Raw genomic sequence first — 13,709 nt, forward strand, 5'->3', positions numbered from 1 at the left:
CCGCTGTGTGAGCATCGCTATCATGGTGAAAAACAGGCGTATCAGACGCCTGCTCTCACAGCGGGAACATAACAATGAAACAGGGAACGTTACGCTATGGCGGCCTGCTCGGGGCCGCCCTGTTACTTGCGGCTTGCGGCGGCAGCGGTAGTTCAGGTGGGGAGAGCGCTCCCCCCGTCGTCAATCCGCCGGTCACCCACCCTCCGGTCGCCACGGCCAGTCGTGCCTGCTATGGCGACGATCAACCCGCCTGCAACCTGCGCATCTATCAGGTAATGGTGGAGTCGTTTGCCGATGGTGACGGCAGTGCCAACTACGGCGTCGGCTATGGCCCCTCCCAGCACAACGGCGATCTGCAGGGGATCATCGATAGCCTCGACCACATCAAGAGTCTCAACGTCAACGCCATCTGGCTCACCCCGGTATTCGACTCCTGCGCGGGGCAAGGCGGCGATAACAAGCTCGATGCCACCGGCTACTTCGCCTGCGACTTCTTCACCGTGGATCCCAACTTTGGCAGCAATGCCAAGCTCAAGCAGCTGGTGGACGGGGCGCACCAGCGCGGCCTCTATGTCTTCCTCGACGGGGTGTTTGGCCACGTCAACAAGGTGGGGGTGAGCAAGCCCTCGCCAGAGGGGCGTCTGCCAGCCCTCACCAGCGGCGGCGCCGGTTATCCCGGCCAGCTGGTGGATTACAGCAAGCCGGAGAGCCTCGCCTACTTCAAGGAGGTGGCCCGCTACTGGGTAGATCAGTACGGCATCGACGGTTGGCGCCTCGATCAGGCCTATCAGCTTGGGCTGGATGATTGGCGCGCCATTCGCAGCGAGGTGGAGCAGGCCAGCGCGGCGCGCAAGGCCGCCGGTCAGCAGTGGGGCACCCTTGGCTACATGGTGGGCGAGGTGTGGAAGGGGGCTGATGACATTCGCGCCCAGGCTTACGGCAGCAGCGACAATCCTGCGCTCTCCTCGGCCTTTGACTTCCCGTTGCGCTACGGCATCGTGCAGGCGCTGGCGGTCGAGGAGTCCGGCAAGGGCGGGCAGGGTGCCAGCGTGCTTGACGCCAGCTGGAACAAGGTGGAGAACTACCCGAATCATGCCATGCCGAACCTGATGCTGGGCAACCACGATCTGGTGCGTTTTGGCGATCTGCTGGAGCGCGGCAACTTCAAATCGACCGAGTACTGGCAGCGCCACAAGGCAGCCTTCAGCTTTATGGCGGCCCGCTCCGGCCCCATCACCTTCTACTATGGCGAGGAGTTTGGCGACGAGGTGCCGGGCTTTGCCGCCAAGGTCGGTGGTGACTGCGCAGCGCAGGGCTTGTGCGACGATCATGTGGCCCGCAGCGACGGCAAGGTGCCCGCTGTCACCGGCTTTGTGCCAAGTAGCGAACAAGCCGAGCTGAAAGAGTGGCTGGCCCAGCTACTGGAGATGCGTGCCGCGCACCCCGCTCTCTATCAGGGAGAGCGAGTCAAACTGGTGGCCGATGGCAGCCTCTATGGTGACATCAAGCAGACGGCAGGGGAGCAGATAGTCTACCTGCTTAACCTCTCCTCCACGGCGCTCAGCTACAACCTGCCGACGGGCAAACTGCGCAGCGGCAGCGCGCTGGTGGATCTGCAAAGCGGCGAGAGTCTGGCCATCGGCGGCAGCAGCGTGACGGTGGAGCTTCCCCCCTTGAGCGGGCGTTTCCTGCGTCTGCAATAAGTCTGCGGCAGCACGCTTTGATACGAGAGAGGGCCCCATCGCGGGGCCCTCTCTGTCATTGTGGGCGACAAGGTCGTGGCGGGTTATGCGGTTGTCTGGCCCCGGTTTTCCAGCCGCTGGCGGAAGGCACGGGCCAGTCGCTCGTAGAGATCCTGCGCCTCCTTGTCTTCGATATCGCCGCGGATCCAGGGGTTGTCGACGATCTCCAGCAGCACGCAGTCACGCCCCTGCTGGCGCAAATCGAGCCCGTAGAGGCCATTGCCGAGCTGATGCACTGCGCGGCGAGCGGTCTGCAGTACCCGCTCCGGCACCTCGTTGAGTGGCAGCGCCTCGATGCTGCTCATGTCGAGGGGGTGCTTGCGGCGGCGGATGCGGTTGCCGGGTTCGGGCCGGTAGCGGCGGCAGGCAAACAGCGGCGAGCCATCGAGAAAGCCGATGCGCCAGTCGAACTCGGCGGGGATCCGGCTCTGCACCAGCAGCAGGGCGGAGCGGCCCAGCCCCTCGTCCAGCAGCCGGGCCAGCTGCTGCTCGTCGCTGGCCATGGCGAGATCGCGCCCCTGTGCCCCGTCGGGCACTTTCACCATCAGCGGCAGGCCGAGCCGCTGTACCAGCTCGTCCACATGGTGGCGGCCGCGGCGGGTCACCACCATGGTGGGCGGCATGGGCACGCCGCTGCGCACCATCAGCTCGTAGAGATAGAGTTTGTTGCTGCAGGCGAGGATGGCGCGGGAGCTGTCGATCACCGGCATCTTGAGCTGTTCGGCGCGATGGGCAAATTCGAAGGTGTAGTGGCCGACTGCGGTTTCGGCACGCAGCCAGAGGGTGTCGAACTCCGGCAGCCGCTCGATGGCCGACGGTGGCAGGATCTCGGCCCGGATGCCTTGGGCGGCGGCAGCCCGGATAAAGCGCTCCAGCGCCAGCCCGTCACTGCTGGCACGGCCATCATCGGGGTCGACCAGAATGGCGAGCTGGTAGAGCGGCGCCGCCTGCTCCTCATCACCGGTCCCCACCAGCGCCTGAGCGTGGTGCAGCATCAGCTCTTTCTCGCTTGGGCTCAGCTCCAGCGGCGACAGGCTCTGCTGCTGGCGCACCGACCAGCCGTGGCGGCCGCGCTTGAGGGTCAGCTCCTGCAGCGGCAGTTGGCTCAGGCCATAGTAGTAGCGGGCCAGCCCCGCCAGCTCGCTCTGTTCACACTGGCCGAAGATGGCGCGCACCCGGATCCTGTCCTCGTTCTGCTGGGCCAGCCACCCTTGTGCCTTGCGCCACAGCTTGGCCGGTGGCTGCTGGGGTTGCAGTCTGCTGATGGCCTGCAAACCCGGCAGGCAGTGGTGGCCGCGGGCCTGGGCCAGCAGTGAGCAGTAGTAGCCTGCGCTAAGGTGTTCCAGATTGCGGCAGAGGTTGATGATGCGGGGTCGGCCGCCGGTGGTCGGCACGCCATGTTGCAGATAGGTGCGGGCGGTCAGCAGATAATCGGCATGGCAAGGCCAGTCGCCCAGCTCTTCGACGATGACATAGGTACTCATATTTTCGGCTCCACAGATCAGACTGCCTGAACAGGCAGGATCCCCAGTGGGCTTCGATGCACCGACAAGCACGACAATGGCGCGAGGGGAAACAAGAGGTTACAGTGCCTAATATGACGCCTTGGTAACTTGTGATACAAGTCGCATTTTTGGTGCTGAGGATAAATAACCGAACAAGGACTCCCCGTGTTGACCGTACGAGCGGCCCGAACCGATGATCTGGGCGCCATCGTTAATCTGGAACGCTACTGTTTTCCTCCCGAAGTCGCCTTTGGCCGCAGCCGCTGGCACTATCTGCTGGCCCACGCCAAGGGGCGCACCCTGTTGCTGCTGGATGAGAAACATCAGCTGATGGGCTATCTCTGCCTGCTGGAGCACAGAGGCTGGGATCGGCTGGTCATTCAGGCGCTGGCCATCCGCTGGACAGTGCGCCGTCTGGGCTGGGCCCGCCGCCTGCTGGAGCAGGTGATCCGCGAGGGCAAGGCCGCTGGCTGGGGGGCGATCCGGCTGGAGGTGGCGGATGCCAACGAAGAGGCGCTGGCGCTCTATCAGGGATTGGGATTTCGTCCCCAGCAGCGGCTGGCGGACTACTATGGCCGCGACCAGCACGCCCACCGGCTGGTGCTGCCGCTGGTGAGCGACGAGGAGCGTGAGCGGCGCAGAGCGGCTCGCACTCAGGCGCGCAAGCCGCCTGCACAGGCCAACTGACCATATTGAACGAGCAGAATCGAGGAGCAGGATGAGCTGCGACAACTGTCTTGCCACCGCCATCAAGGCCAAGCTGGGGCGCTGCCCGGTCTGCGTCGGCCAGACCTTCGTCATCGGCCTGATTGGCTGGCTGGTCTGGTGGTGGTGCGGCGCCGACACCTCGGTCAACGCCCTCACCGGCCTGCTGTTTGCGCTGGGTGGCTCGGGCCTGTTGCTGCTCCATCTGGTGGTATTTGTCTGGCGCAAGGCGACCGGACGTGAATTGAGCGATGAATGAATCTTAATAGATTCAAACAGATAAATAACAATATCGGTGTAGATATGGAGGTTCAGATGATTGCAATGGTAACGGGCGCCTCGTCCGGTTTTGGTGAAGCCATCAGCCGCCAGTTGGTGCAGGCGGGCTACAAGGTGATCGGCACCGGTCGCCGCGCCGAGCGGCTGGCTGCGCTGGCTGACGAGCTGGGGGAGCAGTTCCTGCCGCTGGCGTTCGACGTGCAGGACAAGGCGGCCACCCGCGCCGCCATCGCCGGCCTGCCAGCCGCCTGGAGCGAGGTGGATCTGCTGGTCAACAACGCCGGTCTGGCGCTGGGGCTGGAGCCGGCCCACAAGGCGGATCTGGAAGATTGGGAGCAGATGATCGCCACCAACATCAGCGGCCTGACCCTGCTCACCCGTCTGCTGCTGCCGGGCATGGTGGCGCGCAATCGCGGCCATGTCATCAACATCGGCTCCATCGCGGGTACCTACCCTTATCCGGGCGGCAACGTCTACGGCGCCACCAAGGCGTTCGTGAAGCAGTTCAGCCTCAACCTGCGCGCCGATCTGGCGGGCACCGCCATCCGCGTCACCAACGTGGAGCCGGGCCTGTGCGGCGGCACCGAGTTCTCCAACGTGCGCTTCCACGGTGACGACGCCAAGGCGGCCTCCGTCTATCAGGGGGTGGAGGCGATCCAGCCGGAAGATATCGCCAATACCGTGCTCTGGGTGAGCCAGCAACCGGCCCACGTCAACATCAACAGCATCGAGATCATGCCGGTGGCCCAGACCTTCGGCCCGCTCAATATCAGCCGTCGCTGATCGCTGCATTGGCTGAAACAAAAGAGGCTCCCTTGGGAGCCTCTTTGCGTTGGCGAGCCGATTACAGGCTCATGATCTTCTTGAACTCCTCCGGCGAATACTTCTTCTCGCTGCGCTTGGTGAGATCCGTCATCAGCTTGTAGCGCAGCGTTTTGGCCATCTGATAGGTCTGCTCCAACTGGCCATAGGAGTAGTCGGCAGCCAGCCCGATGGCGGTAGCCTTGTCGCTGGCATAGGCCTGCTTGAGGCTCTGGTCGAGCAGGGCCACCTCCTTGTAGAGCTTGTTGCTCTCCTTGCTCCAGACGCCGCGCAGCAGCGGCAGGTACTTGTCCGGATCGGCGCTGGCCAGCGCGGTCAGGCTGCGGAACTGCCAGTAGGCGGAATCGTCGGAGTAGCTGTCGCTGCCGGTGCGATAGGGCTGGGGATAGTTTTCCAGGGTGTTGTAGAGTGGCACCATCACAGATTCGGCCAGCACGCCGTAACTCTGCCAGATGAGCCCCTGCAGCTCTTTGGGCATCTCCTTGCGCAGCTGGATGACGTGGGATTCCTGCTGGCGATCGACGCGGATCGGCCGCTCCGCCTTGCCCGCGAGCGGCGTACCGTCATAGGTGGCGCTCAGCACCTTGGCCACGTCCGGCACGGCGATGGGGGCATCCGGCTTCATAAACAGTGGATATTGCGCCTGCCGGGTCGCCTGTTTGTGGGAGGCCGTCAGCATGTTCTGGCCGAGCCACTCCCGATCCACGTTGTAGGGGTCGGCAATCACTCCGAATGCCTTGGCGAAGTTGAAATCTTTCGGGTCGGCGTTATCCAGCAGTTTGTGCTCGCGCACGAACTCCAGCAGCTTGGGCGAGTGCAGCACATCGGCGCTGTCGAGATTGACGCCGTGGATGCGCAGGCCGTTGGCCACCATGGCGTAGCTGTCGTCCGGCACCCGCACCGCGATCCAGTGGTGGCCGGAGCCGATCTCCATCAGCCAGGCCTCGTTCACATCCGCCAGATAGAGGCTGTTGCCCTCACCGGCGCCATATTGCTCCACATAGCGGCCGAGCAGCTCGACTCCCTCTTTGGCCGTCTTGGCCTGCGGCAGGATCAGGGTCGGGATGATGGCTTCAATCACTCCCTTCTCGATCAGCGGATCGGCTTTTTGGGCCTTGTCGTTGACCTCGGCACTGGTGGTGGCCGAGATGGCGACGTTGAACTCGTTGATACCGCGCTCTTCATAATATTTGCCTGCCGGGTCGCTGGTGGTGGCATCCCAGTCGTGGATGGCGGAGTAGGCTAAGAACGCCTTGGGCATCGGCACTTCCAGCCCGTTGCCCAGTTTCCAGAGTTTGCCCTCGTTCTGTTGCGCGGGCCGGAAGGCGAGGTACTTGTTCCAGTTGTTGACGCCAAAATCCTCGTTTCTGGCGATCATCACGCTGCCGTCGGCGCTGGCCCCCTTGCCGACGATGAGGCCGGTACAGGCGTCGGCACTGGTGCCAAGCAGGGTGAGCAGGGTGGCGGAGAGAAGACTCAAGGTGTGTTTTTTCATAGGTGTACCCGAAGGGTTGCGGTGAGTGAGAGTCAGACGAGGGGATGAGGTGTGGGGAGGCTGCAACTCCGAACTGGCAGCGGAGTGAGCTCGGCAGATTGGTCTGCCTGTTATTGGTTTTTCGAACAGATCATCCATGACACGGCTGGCTGGTTGTGATGTGCGCCAAAATTGTATTCCTGAGTGGTTGTTTATTTTGTGATCGAGCTGCGGTTCCTGACTTTTCTCTGGCGTCGTGGTGCGCGGACGGCGAAATGTGCCAAAACAGCGAGAACCGGCAGCAGATGAGTCATGATTCTGACGTCAGCCTTGCGTGGGGGGCGTGGTGAGATCCGCCATAGCGCGGGATCTTGCACCATCTGACAAGTTGGCCTGTAACTTGCTGGTTTAATTGATAATGGTGGGGCCTGACGCCCCATGTGACCGGATCAGCCTGTGCCCATTGCCGCAGATGCGCACCGAATTGGAGCCCCCATGGATATCAAACCCTACAGCCAGCAGCTTGCCCAGAGCGCATCCAACAACCGTGCCCTCGCTACCCTCAACAGTGCCAGTAGCGGCGGCCAGGGCGGTGGCTGGGAGGAGATGGTCAGCCTCTCCACCCAGCGCATGACCGGTCAGGCCCAGCAGGTGCTGACCTACGAACATCTGGCCAAGAACAACAAGTTGCCACCGGCGCTGGATATGAGCTCCGACAAGGGGGGCGTGGTGCAGCAGCTGGTGGACAAGGCGCTTGGTTTCGATCGCAAGAAGTTCAACGAGATCGAAGAGAAGCTCAAGAGCATCGCCGATAACAAGAAGCTGACGCCGGAAGAGCGGGCGGAGCAGAGCAAGCCGCTCAACGAACAGCGAGAGACGATGCTCAAGGAGGCGATGGATCGCCTGACCGGCAAGAAGAGCTCATCCAAAGATGAGGCCAAAACTGCCTGATCCTGCCGCTGTTCTGAGATCTACCCGGTCGGCACCGATGGGCCAGTGTCGACCGCCGATGGGCAAGCTTCTGCCACCTCTTTTGACCTCACCTCCCCACAGGCGCACAATGTCCGCGCATTGAGCCAGTCGAGGAGTCCGCCGTGTACAACTTCCAATATGCCAATCCGACCCGTATCTGTTTCGGCGAGGGGCAGATCGCCAGCCTGCCCGAACTGATCCCGCCCGGCAGCCGGCTGCTGGTGCTCTACGGCGGCGGCAGCATCAAGCAAAACGGCGTCTATGAGCAGCTGACCCGGGCGCTGGAAGGGGTGACGTGGCGGGAGTTCTCCGGCATCGGCGCCAATCCCAGATACGAGCTGTTGATGGAGGCGGTGGCGCTGGTGAAGCGTGAGCGCATCGACTTCCTGCTGGCGGTCGGTGGCGGCTCCGTGGTGGATGGCACCAAGTTTGTCGCGGCGGCCGCCTGCTACGAGGGGGATGAACCCTGGGATATTTGCGGCAAGCAGGCGAGCGTGCACAAGGCGCTGCCGATGGGCTGCGTGCTGACCCTGCCGGCAACCGGCTCCGAGAGCAATCCCACCTCGGTGGTGAGCCGGGGGGATGTGAAGATCTCCTTCAGAAGCCCGCTGGTGCAGCCGCAATTTGCGGTGCTCGATCCGGCGACCACCTACAGTTTGCCGCCGCGCCAGACCGGTAACGGAGTGGTGGATGCCTTCGTCCATATCGCCGAGCAGTACCTCACCTTCCCGGTCGGCGGTGAGGTGCAAGATCGGCTGGCGGAAGGTTTGCTGCAGGTGCTGGTGGAGAACGGCCCCAGGGCGCTGGCGGAGCCGACCAACTATCAGGTACGTGCCAATCTGATGTGGGCGGCCAGTCTGGCACTCAACGGCCTTATCGGTTGTGGAGTGCCGCAGGATTGGGCCTCTCACGCCATCGGCCATCAGCTGACGGCGCTTTACGGGCTCGACCACGGCCAGAGCTTGGCGGTGGTGCTCCCCTCACTGCTCCGTGAGCGGGCGAGCCAGAAGCAGGACAAGCTGGCCCAGTTTGCCGAGCGGGTGTGGCATTCGACCCGCGAGGACAAGGCCCTGCGTATCGAAGAGGCGATCATCCGCACCGAGCAGTTCTTCCAGAAGATGGGACTGGGTACCCGGCTGGCCGACTATGGCCTCAGCGAAAGCTGCATTCCGGCGGTCTGCTCCAACCTCAAGCGGGTGGGGCGCACCGCGCTCGGTGAGCAGCAGGATATCGACCCGGATCGGGTGGCACGCATTCTCGCCCGGGCGCTATAAGTCGGCGCCGGTTTGTTTCCCTGGCTGATGCATTTTCCCAATTAAAGAGGGCCGCTTGTTGCGGCCCTCTTGCATGACGGGTTAGCCGATCACTCGGTGCGCGCCTTCAGATAACCGGCGTAATCCGGGATCTGTACGCTGAACGCTTGCCGCATATGGGGGCTGTCCATGATGAAGTCGGCGGTCGCTTCGTTGGTGGCGACCGGGATGTTCCAGACCGCAGCAAGGCGCAGCAGCGCCTTCACGTCCGGATCGTGCGGCACCGCATTGAGGGGATCCCAGAAGAAGATCAGCACGTCGATCTTCCCTTCGGCGATCAGGGCGCCGAGCTGCTGGTCACCCCCCATGGGGCCGGAGAAGAGGCAGGTGATGGGCAGCTGCGCCTTCTTGCCGAGCATGGTGCCGGTGGTGCCGGTCGCATAGAGATGGTGGAGCTTGAGCTCCTCCTTGCGGCGCATCACCCAGTTCAGCAGAGGGGTCTTCATGTTGTCGTGAGCCACCAGAGCCACCCGCTTGTGGGGCGCCATCTCGCGTGCAATCTGTTCCATGGAAATCGTCCGTAGCATTGTTATTGGAAGAGAGTCGTATCCTAATCGAAAGCCATGACAGATGCTGTGTCGGGCGTATTAACTGTGATCCTGTCGAAAAGTTTTCGGGTCATGGCTGCTCAAATGAAGAGACCCGCGCTGGCGGGTCTCTTTGCTTGCTGGCCTGCGGGCTCAGGAGCCGTGGTGCAGTTGCGACTGCTGATAGTTCTCCAGCCCGATGCGATCGATAAGGTCTAGCTGGGTCTCCAGCCAGTCCACGTGCTCCTCTTCATCCTCAAGGATCTCCTGGAACAGGTCGCGGCTGATGTAGTCCTGCACCGACTCGGCGTAGGCGATGGCTACCTTGAGGTCGGGGATGGCATCCATCTCCAGAGACAGGTCGCAGCGCAACATCTCTTCGACGGTCTCGCCGATGCGCAGCTTGCCCAGATCCTGCAAATTGGGCAGCCCTTCGAGAAACAGCACGCGCTTGACCAGTTCATCGGCGTGTTTCATCTCATCGATAGACTCGTGATACTCCTTGTGCCCGAGCGCCTTGAGGCCCCAGTCATCGTAGATGCGGGCGTGCAGGAAGTATTGGTTGATGGCAATCAGCTCATTGGCCAGCACCTTGTTGAGGTGGGCAATGATCTTGGGATCTCCTTTCATCGACAGTGCTCCTTGGTTCGTGCCTGAGGCTCCGATCGTTAGAGCTTAGTCCAGAAAAGTGACAACAAGAGGTCTGGCGAGCCAGCTCGCCTGAGAAAAGGGGGGGACCCTGTTGGCGGGTCGCATCAGAAAAGAGGTGTCCAGATCAGGCCACTTCGTAGTAGAGCACGGGTTGCTCCTGCTCCATCTTGTCGAGTTCGGCGGCGATGATCTCCATGGTCATGCGCACGCATTTGCCACATTGGGCGCCCACCTCGAGCGACTGCTTGAGCTGGCGGAATTCGCTTTTACCTGACTGCACCGCTTTGCGGATCTGGGTATCTGTGATGCCGCGGCACAAACAGACATACATGGTGGTTACCTCGCGCTGAAATTAAATGAAATCTAAATGAGAATGGTTCGTAGTGCAAATAACCATTGGTAATAAGATCCCCTGCTTGCCACTGTGCAACCCCTTGGGGACAATGCTGGCAACCAGAGGAGATCACCATGTTCAAGAAACTGTTCAGCGCCCTGTTCGGGGGCGAGCCGACCAAGGCACCGGAAGTCACCCCCACCGAATATGCCGGCTATCTCATCTATCCGGAACCCATGGCAGAAGGTGGCCAGTACCGACTGGCAGGGCGCATCACCAAGGAGCTGGACGGCGTGCTGCACACCCATCGTTTCATCCGCTCCGATCTGTTTGCCAATCCGGCCGATGCCGAGCGTTTCATGGTGCAGAAGGCCCACACCTTTATCGATCAGATGGGAGATCGCATGTTCGAGCCCCGCAAACCGGCTGACAGCCAAGCTTCATGACACAGCAAGAGGTCACCCTGTTGCGCGAGGCGCTGGCCCGCGCCGGTGAACGGCGCCTGATCTGGCTGGAGGGGGAGGAGGCCGACTGCATTGCCCGCGCCCAATCCCTGCTCGGCGAGACCGTCTTCTGGCTGGGTGCCGGGCCCGAGTGTTATGCCCCGCAACCCGCTGCCAAGGCGCAGCAGCGGCTCGGTCAGGAGTGCGACACGCTGGTGTTCAACGCCTTCAGCGGCTTTCATCCCGATGCCTTCGGGGCGCTGGCAGGTACTCTATGCGCCGGTGGCTTGCTGTTGCTGCTGACCCCGCCCAGAGCACAGTGGCCTGCATGGCCGGATCCTGACCGGATCCGGCTGGTGGCGCAGCCGGAGGAGGCGGGTCGGGCCGGTCACGGCTTTATCGCCCGGCTGGTGCGGTTGCTGGCGGGGAATCCTGCCCTCTCTCTGGAGCCGCCGGTTTGCTCACAACCGTGGCAACCGCTTGGGCCGGAGCGCAGGCTGAGCTGCGATCAGGCGCGGGCACTGCCCGCCATCCACAAGGTGTTGCACGGTCATCGCCGTCGGCCGCTGGTGCTGAGCGCTGACCGCGGTCGTGGCAAGAGTGCGCTGCTGGGGCTGGCTGCCGCCGAGCTGCTGCGCCAGCAGCCCGCGCTGAACATAGTGGTGACGGCCCCCTCGCAGGCAACGGTGGCGACCCTGTTTGCCCACGCCGCTCGTGGGCTAGATACCACGCCGGAACAGCTGACCGGACTGAGCTACTGCTCGCCGGATCGGCTGGTGCACGAGGCGATGAATCCCGATCTGCTGCTGGTGGATGAAGCGGCCGCCATTCCGACCCCGCTGCTCGAAGCCATGTTGGCCCGCCACAGCCGCATTGTGTTTGCCACCACCGAGCACGGTTACGAGGGGACGGGGCGCGGTTTTCACCTGCGCTTCAAGCGTGTGCTCGATAGCCAGACCCCGGAGTGGCAGGAGATCCACCTCTCTGAGCCCATTCGCTGGAGTGGGCGCGATCCGCTGGAGCCGCTGATTTTCCGCCTGCTCGGCCTCAATGCCGAAGTCGCAATGCCCTTGCCGCCGACCAGCCCGAGCTGGCGTCTGGTCAGTCAAGAGGAGCTAGCGAGCGACGAGGCGCTGCTCAACCAGCTCTTTGGCCTGCTGGTGCTGGCTCACTACCAGACCACGCCGAGCGATCTCAGGTCCCTGCTGGAGAGCCCGGATCTCGACATCCATCTGCTGGAGCAGGGTGCGAGCCTGCTGGGTGTGGCCTTGGTGGCGCGGGAAGGGGGGATAGAGCCCGAGCTGGCCGAGGCGATCTGGGCCGGTCGCCGCCGTCCGCGCGGCCATCTGCTGCCCCAGTCGCTGCTGGCCCACGCCGGGTTCAAAACGGCGGGGGGGCGCAGCTACGCCCGGGTGATGCGTATCGCCATCCACCCCGAGCTGCACCGCCACGGGTTGGGTTCGCTGCTGCTTGGCAGGCTTGAAGAACATTATCGTCAGGCGGGGATCGATTACCTCGGTTCTGCCTTTTCGGCTAGCGCCGACCTGCTCCCTTTCTGGCGCAAGGCCGGGCTGGAGGTGCTGCGCATCGGCCTGCAACGGGATGCCGCCAGCGGCTGTCACGCAGCCCTGCTGCTAAAGGCGCTGAAACCCGAGCATGAGCCCGAGCTGGATCAGTGGCAACAGCGTTTCATTCGCCAGTTGCCGACCTTGCTGGCGGGAGAGTTGAAAGGATTGGATCCCGAGTTGGTATGGCAATGTCTGCAAGGCAGCACCGCTACCGCAGCGGAGCTTGGCGAGTTCGAGCGCGATGAGGTTGAGTGCTTTGCCCTGCATCACAAGCCGTTCGAACTGAGCCAGTCGAGCTTGCAGCTGTGGCTGGCGCGCAATCTGGCTGTGCTGGCTTCGCTGACCCCTGACGAACGTTCTCTGCTGATTGCCCCCATCTGGCAATACGCAGAGTGGGGGGCGCTGGCTGCGAGGTTGCAGCTGGCGGGTAAGCCAGCAGTTATCAAGGCGCTGCGGGCACTGCTGGCGCGTCTCCTGATCTCCCCTACCACTCGATAGGTTTGCCCTGCCAGTCGAGAAAGCTCAGCTCGCCATCCGGTTTCAGTCGGTTCATCAGGTTAATCAAATGGTCGGCTACCAGCTCGGGACTCTGCACGTTTCCCGCCGGTACATTGGCGTGAAACGGGCGGGAGAGTTGGGTATCCACGGTGCCGGGATGGAAGGCCAGCAATTTGACGCCTGGGGCCCGCCGGGCCAGCTCGATGGCAGCACACTTGAGCAGCATGTTGAGGGCGGCCTTGGATGCACGATAACCATACCAGCCGCCCGTTCGGTTGTCGCCAATGCTGCCGACCCGAGCGCTGAGAACGGCCAGAGTGCAGGGCTCGCGGCCAAACAGCGGTAACAACTGGCTGAGCCAGCGCAGCGGCAGCAAGGCGTTGGTCTGGTAGAGGCGGGTCATGGCATCGAGATTGATTGCTTCGAGTCGCTTCTCTGGCTGGATTTCCCCCTGATGCAGTATGCCGTTGCATATCACCACCCGATGGGGTCTCGGCGCCAACTCCGCGATGCGGGCTACCGCAGTTGCCATCTGCTCATCGCTGTAATCACAACATAGCCAGTGCAGGGCCGGCGAAGAGGCTCCTGCTGGTGCGGGTTGACGACTGATGGCAATCACTGGCCCGACACCCGCCGCCAACCAGTGTGCGACCAGCGCCGCCCCGATACCGCCAGAAGCGCCAATCACGACGATACCTTCACTCATCTCAGGCTCCTTGTGGGGGCATGATGGATTTCACCATCCGCCAATGTTGTCCTGATTGGCAGATACGATCGTGCCAGCCTGCGGGATCAAGCGGTTAACGATGCAATCTTGCCGAGATCCGAGCCGTTGGGTGAATTCCATTCCTATACTGAGGGAAAACCGCAGCGGTC

The 13,709-nt window shown here is 62.7% G+C and carries 14 protein-coding genes; 8 read left to right on the plus strand and 6 right to left on the minus strand.

The features are described from left to right. The first annotated feature begins 74 nt into the window (after positions 1–74). A complete protein-coding gene (locus WBR25_RS02470) occupies positions 75–1,703 on the plus strand; it encodes an alpha-amylase family glycosyl hydrolase (protein WP_479749349.1) in 1,629 nt (542 codons plus the stop codon). Between the two features lie 83 nt (positions 1,704–1,786). On the opposite strand, the gene WBR25_RS02475 is transcribed toward WBR25_RS02470, so the two are convergent. Further along, positions 1,787–3,226, minus strand: a complete 1,440-nt coding sequence (locus WBR25_RS02475; protein ID WP_421315723.1) for a RimK family protein — start codon at positions 3,224–3,226, stop codon at positions 1,787–1,789. Between the two features lie 186 nt (positions 3,227–3,412). Between WBR25_RS02475 and WBR25_RS02480 the strand changes: the two genes are divergently transcribed. The 3 genes from WBR25_RS02480 to WBR25_RS02490 are packed head-to-tail and all read left to right on the plus strand — an operon-like array spanning position 3,413 to position 5,014. Next, positions 3,413–3,934 (plus strand): GNAT family N-acetyltransferase, encoded by a 522-nt coding sequence (locus tag WBR25_RS02480; RefSeq protein WP_267518751.1) that lies wholly within the window; start codon positions 3,413–3,415, stop codon positions 3,932–3,934. 31 nt (positions 3,935–3,965) lie between these two features. Further along, a complete protein-coding gene (locus WBR25_RS02485; protein WP_479749350.1) occupies positions 3,966–4,211 on the plus strand; it encodes a DUF3624 domain-containing protein in 246 nt (81 codons plus the stop codon). A gap of 56 nt (positions 4,212–4,267) precedes the next feature. Then, positions 4,268–5,014, plus strand: a complete 747-nt coding sequence (locus WBR25_RS02490; protein ID WP_064335364.1) for an SDR family oxidoreductase — start codon at positions 4,268–4,270, stop codon at positions 5,012–5,014. 61 nt (positions 5,015–5,075) lie between these two features. On the opposite strand, the gene WBR25_RS02495 is transcribed toward WBR25_RS02490, so the two are convergent. Then, the gene (locus WBR25_RS02495; protein WP_479749351.1) at positions 5,076–6,548 is read right to left on the minus strand and encodes a C69 family dipeptidase; all 1,473 of its coding nucleotides are present in this window, start codon (positions 6,546–6,548) and stop codon (positions 5,076–5,078) included. Positions 6,549–7,022: 474 nt separating this feature from the next. Here WBR25_RS02495 and WBR25_RS02500 point away from each other — a divergent pair, with 474 nt between their 5' ends. After that, the gene (locus WBR25_RS02500) at positions 7,023–7,478 is read left to right on the plus strand and encodes a hypothetical protein (protein WP_139443387.1); all 456 of its coding nucleotides are present in this window, start codon (positions 7,023–7,025) and stop codon (positions 7,476–7,478) included. A gap of 143 nt (positions 7,479–7,621) precedes the next feature. Then, complete coding sequence (locus WBR25_RS02505; protein WP_198303884.1) at positions 7,622–8,773, plus strand: iron-containing alcohol dehydrogenase; 1,152 nt, start codon at positions 7,622–7,624, stop codon at positions 8,771–8,773. Between the two features lie 89 nt (positions 8,774–8,862). On the opposite strand, the gene WBR25_RS02510 is transcribed toward WBR25_RS02505, so the two are convergent. The 3 genes from WBR25_RS02510 to WBR25_RS02520 form a co-directional block, all read right to left on the minus strand. Next, the gene (locus WBR25_RS02510; RefSeq protein WP_005363178.1) at positions 8,863–9,321 is read right to left on the minus strand and encodes a methylglyoxal synthase; all 459 of its coding nucleotides are present in this window, start codon (positions 9,319–9,321) and stop codon (positions 8,863–8,865) included. 171 nt (positions 9,322–9,492) lie between these two features. Beyond that, on the minus strand, positions 9,493–9,969 hold the full coding sequence (bfr, locus tag WBR25_RS02515; protein WP_005354959.1) for a bacterioferritin: 477 nt from the start codon (positions 9,967–9,969) through the stop codon (positions 9,493–9,495). A gap of 145 nt (positions 9,970–10,114) precedes the next feature. Next, positions 10,115–10,321 (minus strand): bacterioferritin-associated ferredoxin, encoded by a 207-nt coding sequence (locus WBR25_RS02520; RefSeq protein ID WP_005335965.1) that lies wholly within the window; start codon positions 10,319–10,321, stop codon positions 10,115–10,117. Positions 10,322–10,458: 137 nt separating this feature from the next. On the opposite strand from WBR25_RS02520, the gene WBR25_RS02525 reads away from it, so the two are divergent. Together WBR25_RS02525 and WBR25_RS02530 are read left to right on the plus strand one after the other, a co-directional pair. After that, positions 10,459–10,770 carry an HlyU family transcriptional regulator gene (locus WBR25_RS02525; protein WP_100652668.1) on the plus strand — a complete coding sequence of 104 codons (312 nt, stop codon included), beginning with the start codon at positions 10,459–10,461 and terminating at the stop codon, positions 10,768–10,770. Then, entirely contained in the window at positions 10,767–12,833 is a 2,067-nt protein-coding gene (locus WBR25_RS02530) for a tRNA(Met) cytidine acetyltransferase TmcA (RefSeq protein WP_479749352.1), read from the plus strand. The genes WBR25_RS02525 and WBR25_RS02530 overlap by 4 nt, the downstream gene beginning before the upstream one ends. Here the strand turns inward: WBR25_RS02530 and WBR25_RS02535 are convergent. Next, positions 12,820–13,539 (minus strand): SDR family NAD(P)-dependent oxidoreductase, encoded by a 720-nt coding sequence (locus tag WBR25_RS02535; protein WP_479749353.1) that lies wholly within the window; start codon positions 13,537–13,539, stop codon positions 12,820–12,822. The genes WBR25_RS02530 and WBR25_RS02535 overlap by 14 nt on opposite strands. Positions 13,540–13,709 lie beyond the last annotated feature (170 nt).

This window comes from Aeromonas sp. MTB (assembly GCF_056632455.1).

Excerpts from the sequence above, each read along its gene's own strand:
- bfr (WP_005354959.1), bottom strand. The coding sequence starts at position 9,969 with ATGAAAGGAGATCCCAAGATCATTGCCCACCTCAACAAGGTGCTGGCC.
- WBR25_RS02485 (WP_479749350.1), top strand. The coding sequence starts at position 3,966 with ATGAGCTGCGACAACTGTCTTGCCACCGCCATCAAGGCCAAGCTGGGG.
- WBR25_RS02490 (WP_064335364.1), top strand. The coding sequence starts at position 4,268 with ATGATTGCAATGGTAACGGGCGCCTCGTCCGGTTTTGGTGAAGCCATC.
- WBR25_RS02530 (WP_479749352.1), top strand. The coding sequence starts at position 10,767 with ATGACACAGCAAGAGGTCACCCTGTTGCGCGAGGCGCTGGCCCGCGCC.
- WBR25_RS02535 (WP_479749353.1), bottom strand. The coding sequence starts at position 13,539 with ATGAGTGAAGGTATCGTCGTGATTGGCGCTTCTGGCGGTATCGGGGCG.
- WBR25_RS02470 (WP_479749349.1), top strand. The coding sequence starts at position 75 with ATGAAACAGGGAACGTTACGCTATGGCGGCCTGCTCGGGGCCGCCCTG.
- WBR25_RS02500 (WP_139443387.1), top strand. The coding sequence starts at position 7,023 with ATGGATATCAAACCCTACAGCCAGCAGCTTGCCCAGAGCGCATCCAAC.
- WBR25_RS02495 (WP_479749351.1), bottom strand. The coding sequence starts at position 6,548 with ATGAAAAAACACACCTTGAGTCTTCTCTCCGCCACCCTGCTCACCCTG.
- WBR25_RS02510 (WP_005363178.1), bottom strand. The coding sequence starts at position 9,321 with ATGGAACAGATTGCACGCGAGATGGCGCCCCACAAGCGGGTGGCTCTG.
- WBR25_RS02525 (WP_100652668.1), top strand. The coding sequence starts at position 10,459 with ATGTTCAAGAAACTGTTCAGCGCCCTGTTCGGGGGCGAGCCGACCAAG.
- WBR25_RS02475 (WP_421315723.1), bottom strand. The coding sequence starts at position 3,226 with ATGAGTACCTATGTCATCGTCGAAGAGCTGGGCGACTGGCCTTGCCAT.
- WBR25_RS02520 (WP_005335965.1), bottom strand. The coding sequence starts at position 10,321 with ATGTATGTCTGTTTGTGCCGCGGCATCACAGATACCCAGATCCGCAAA.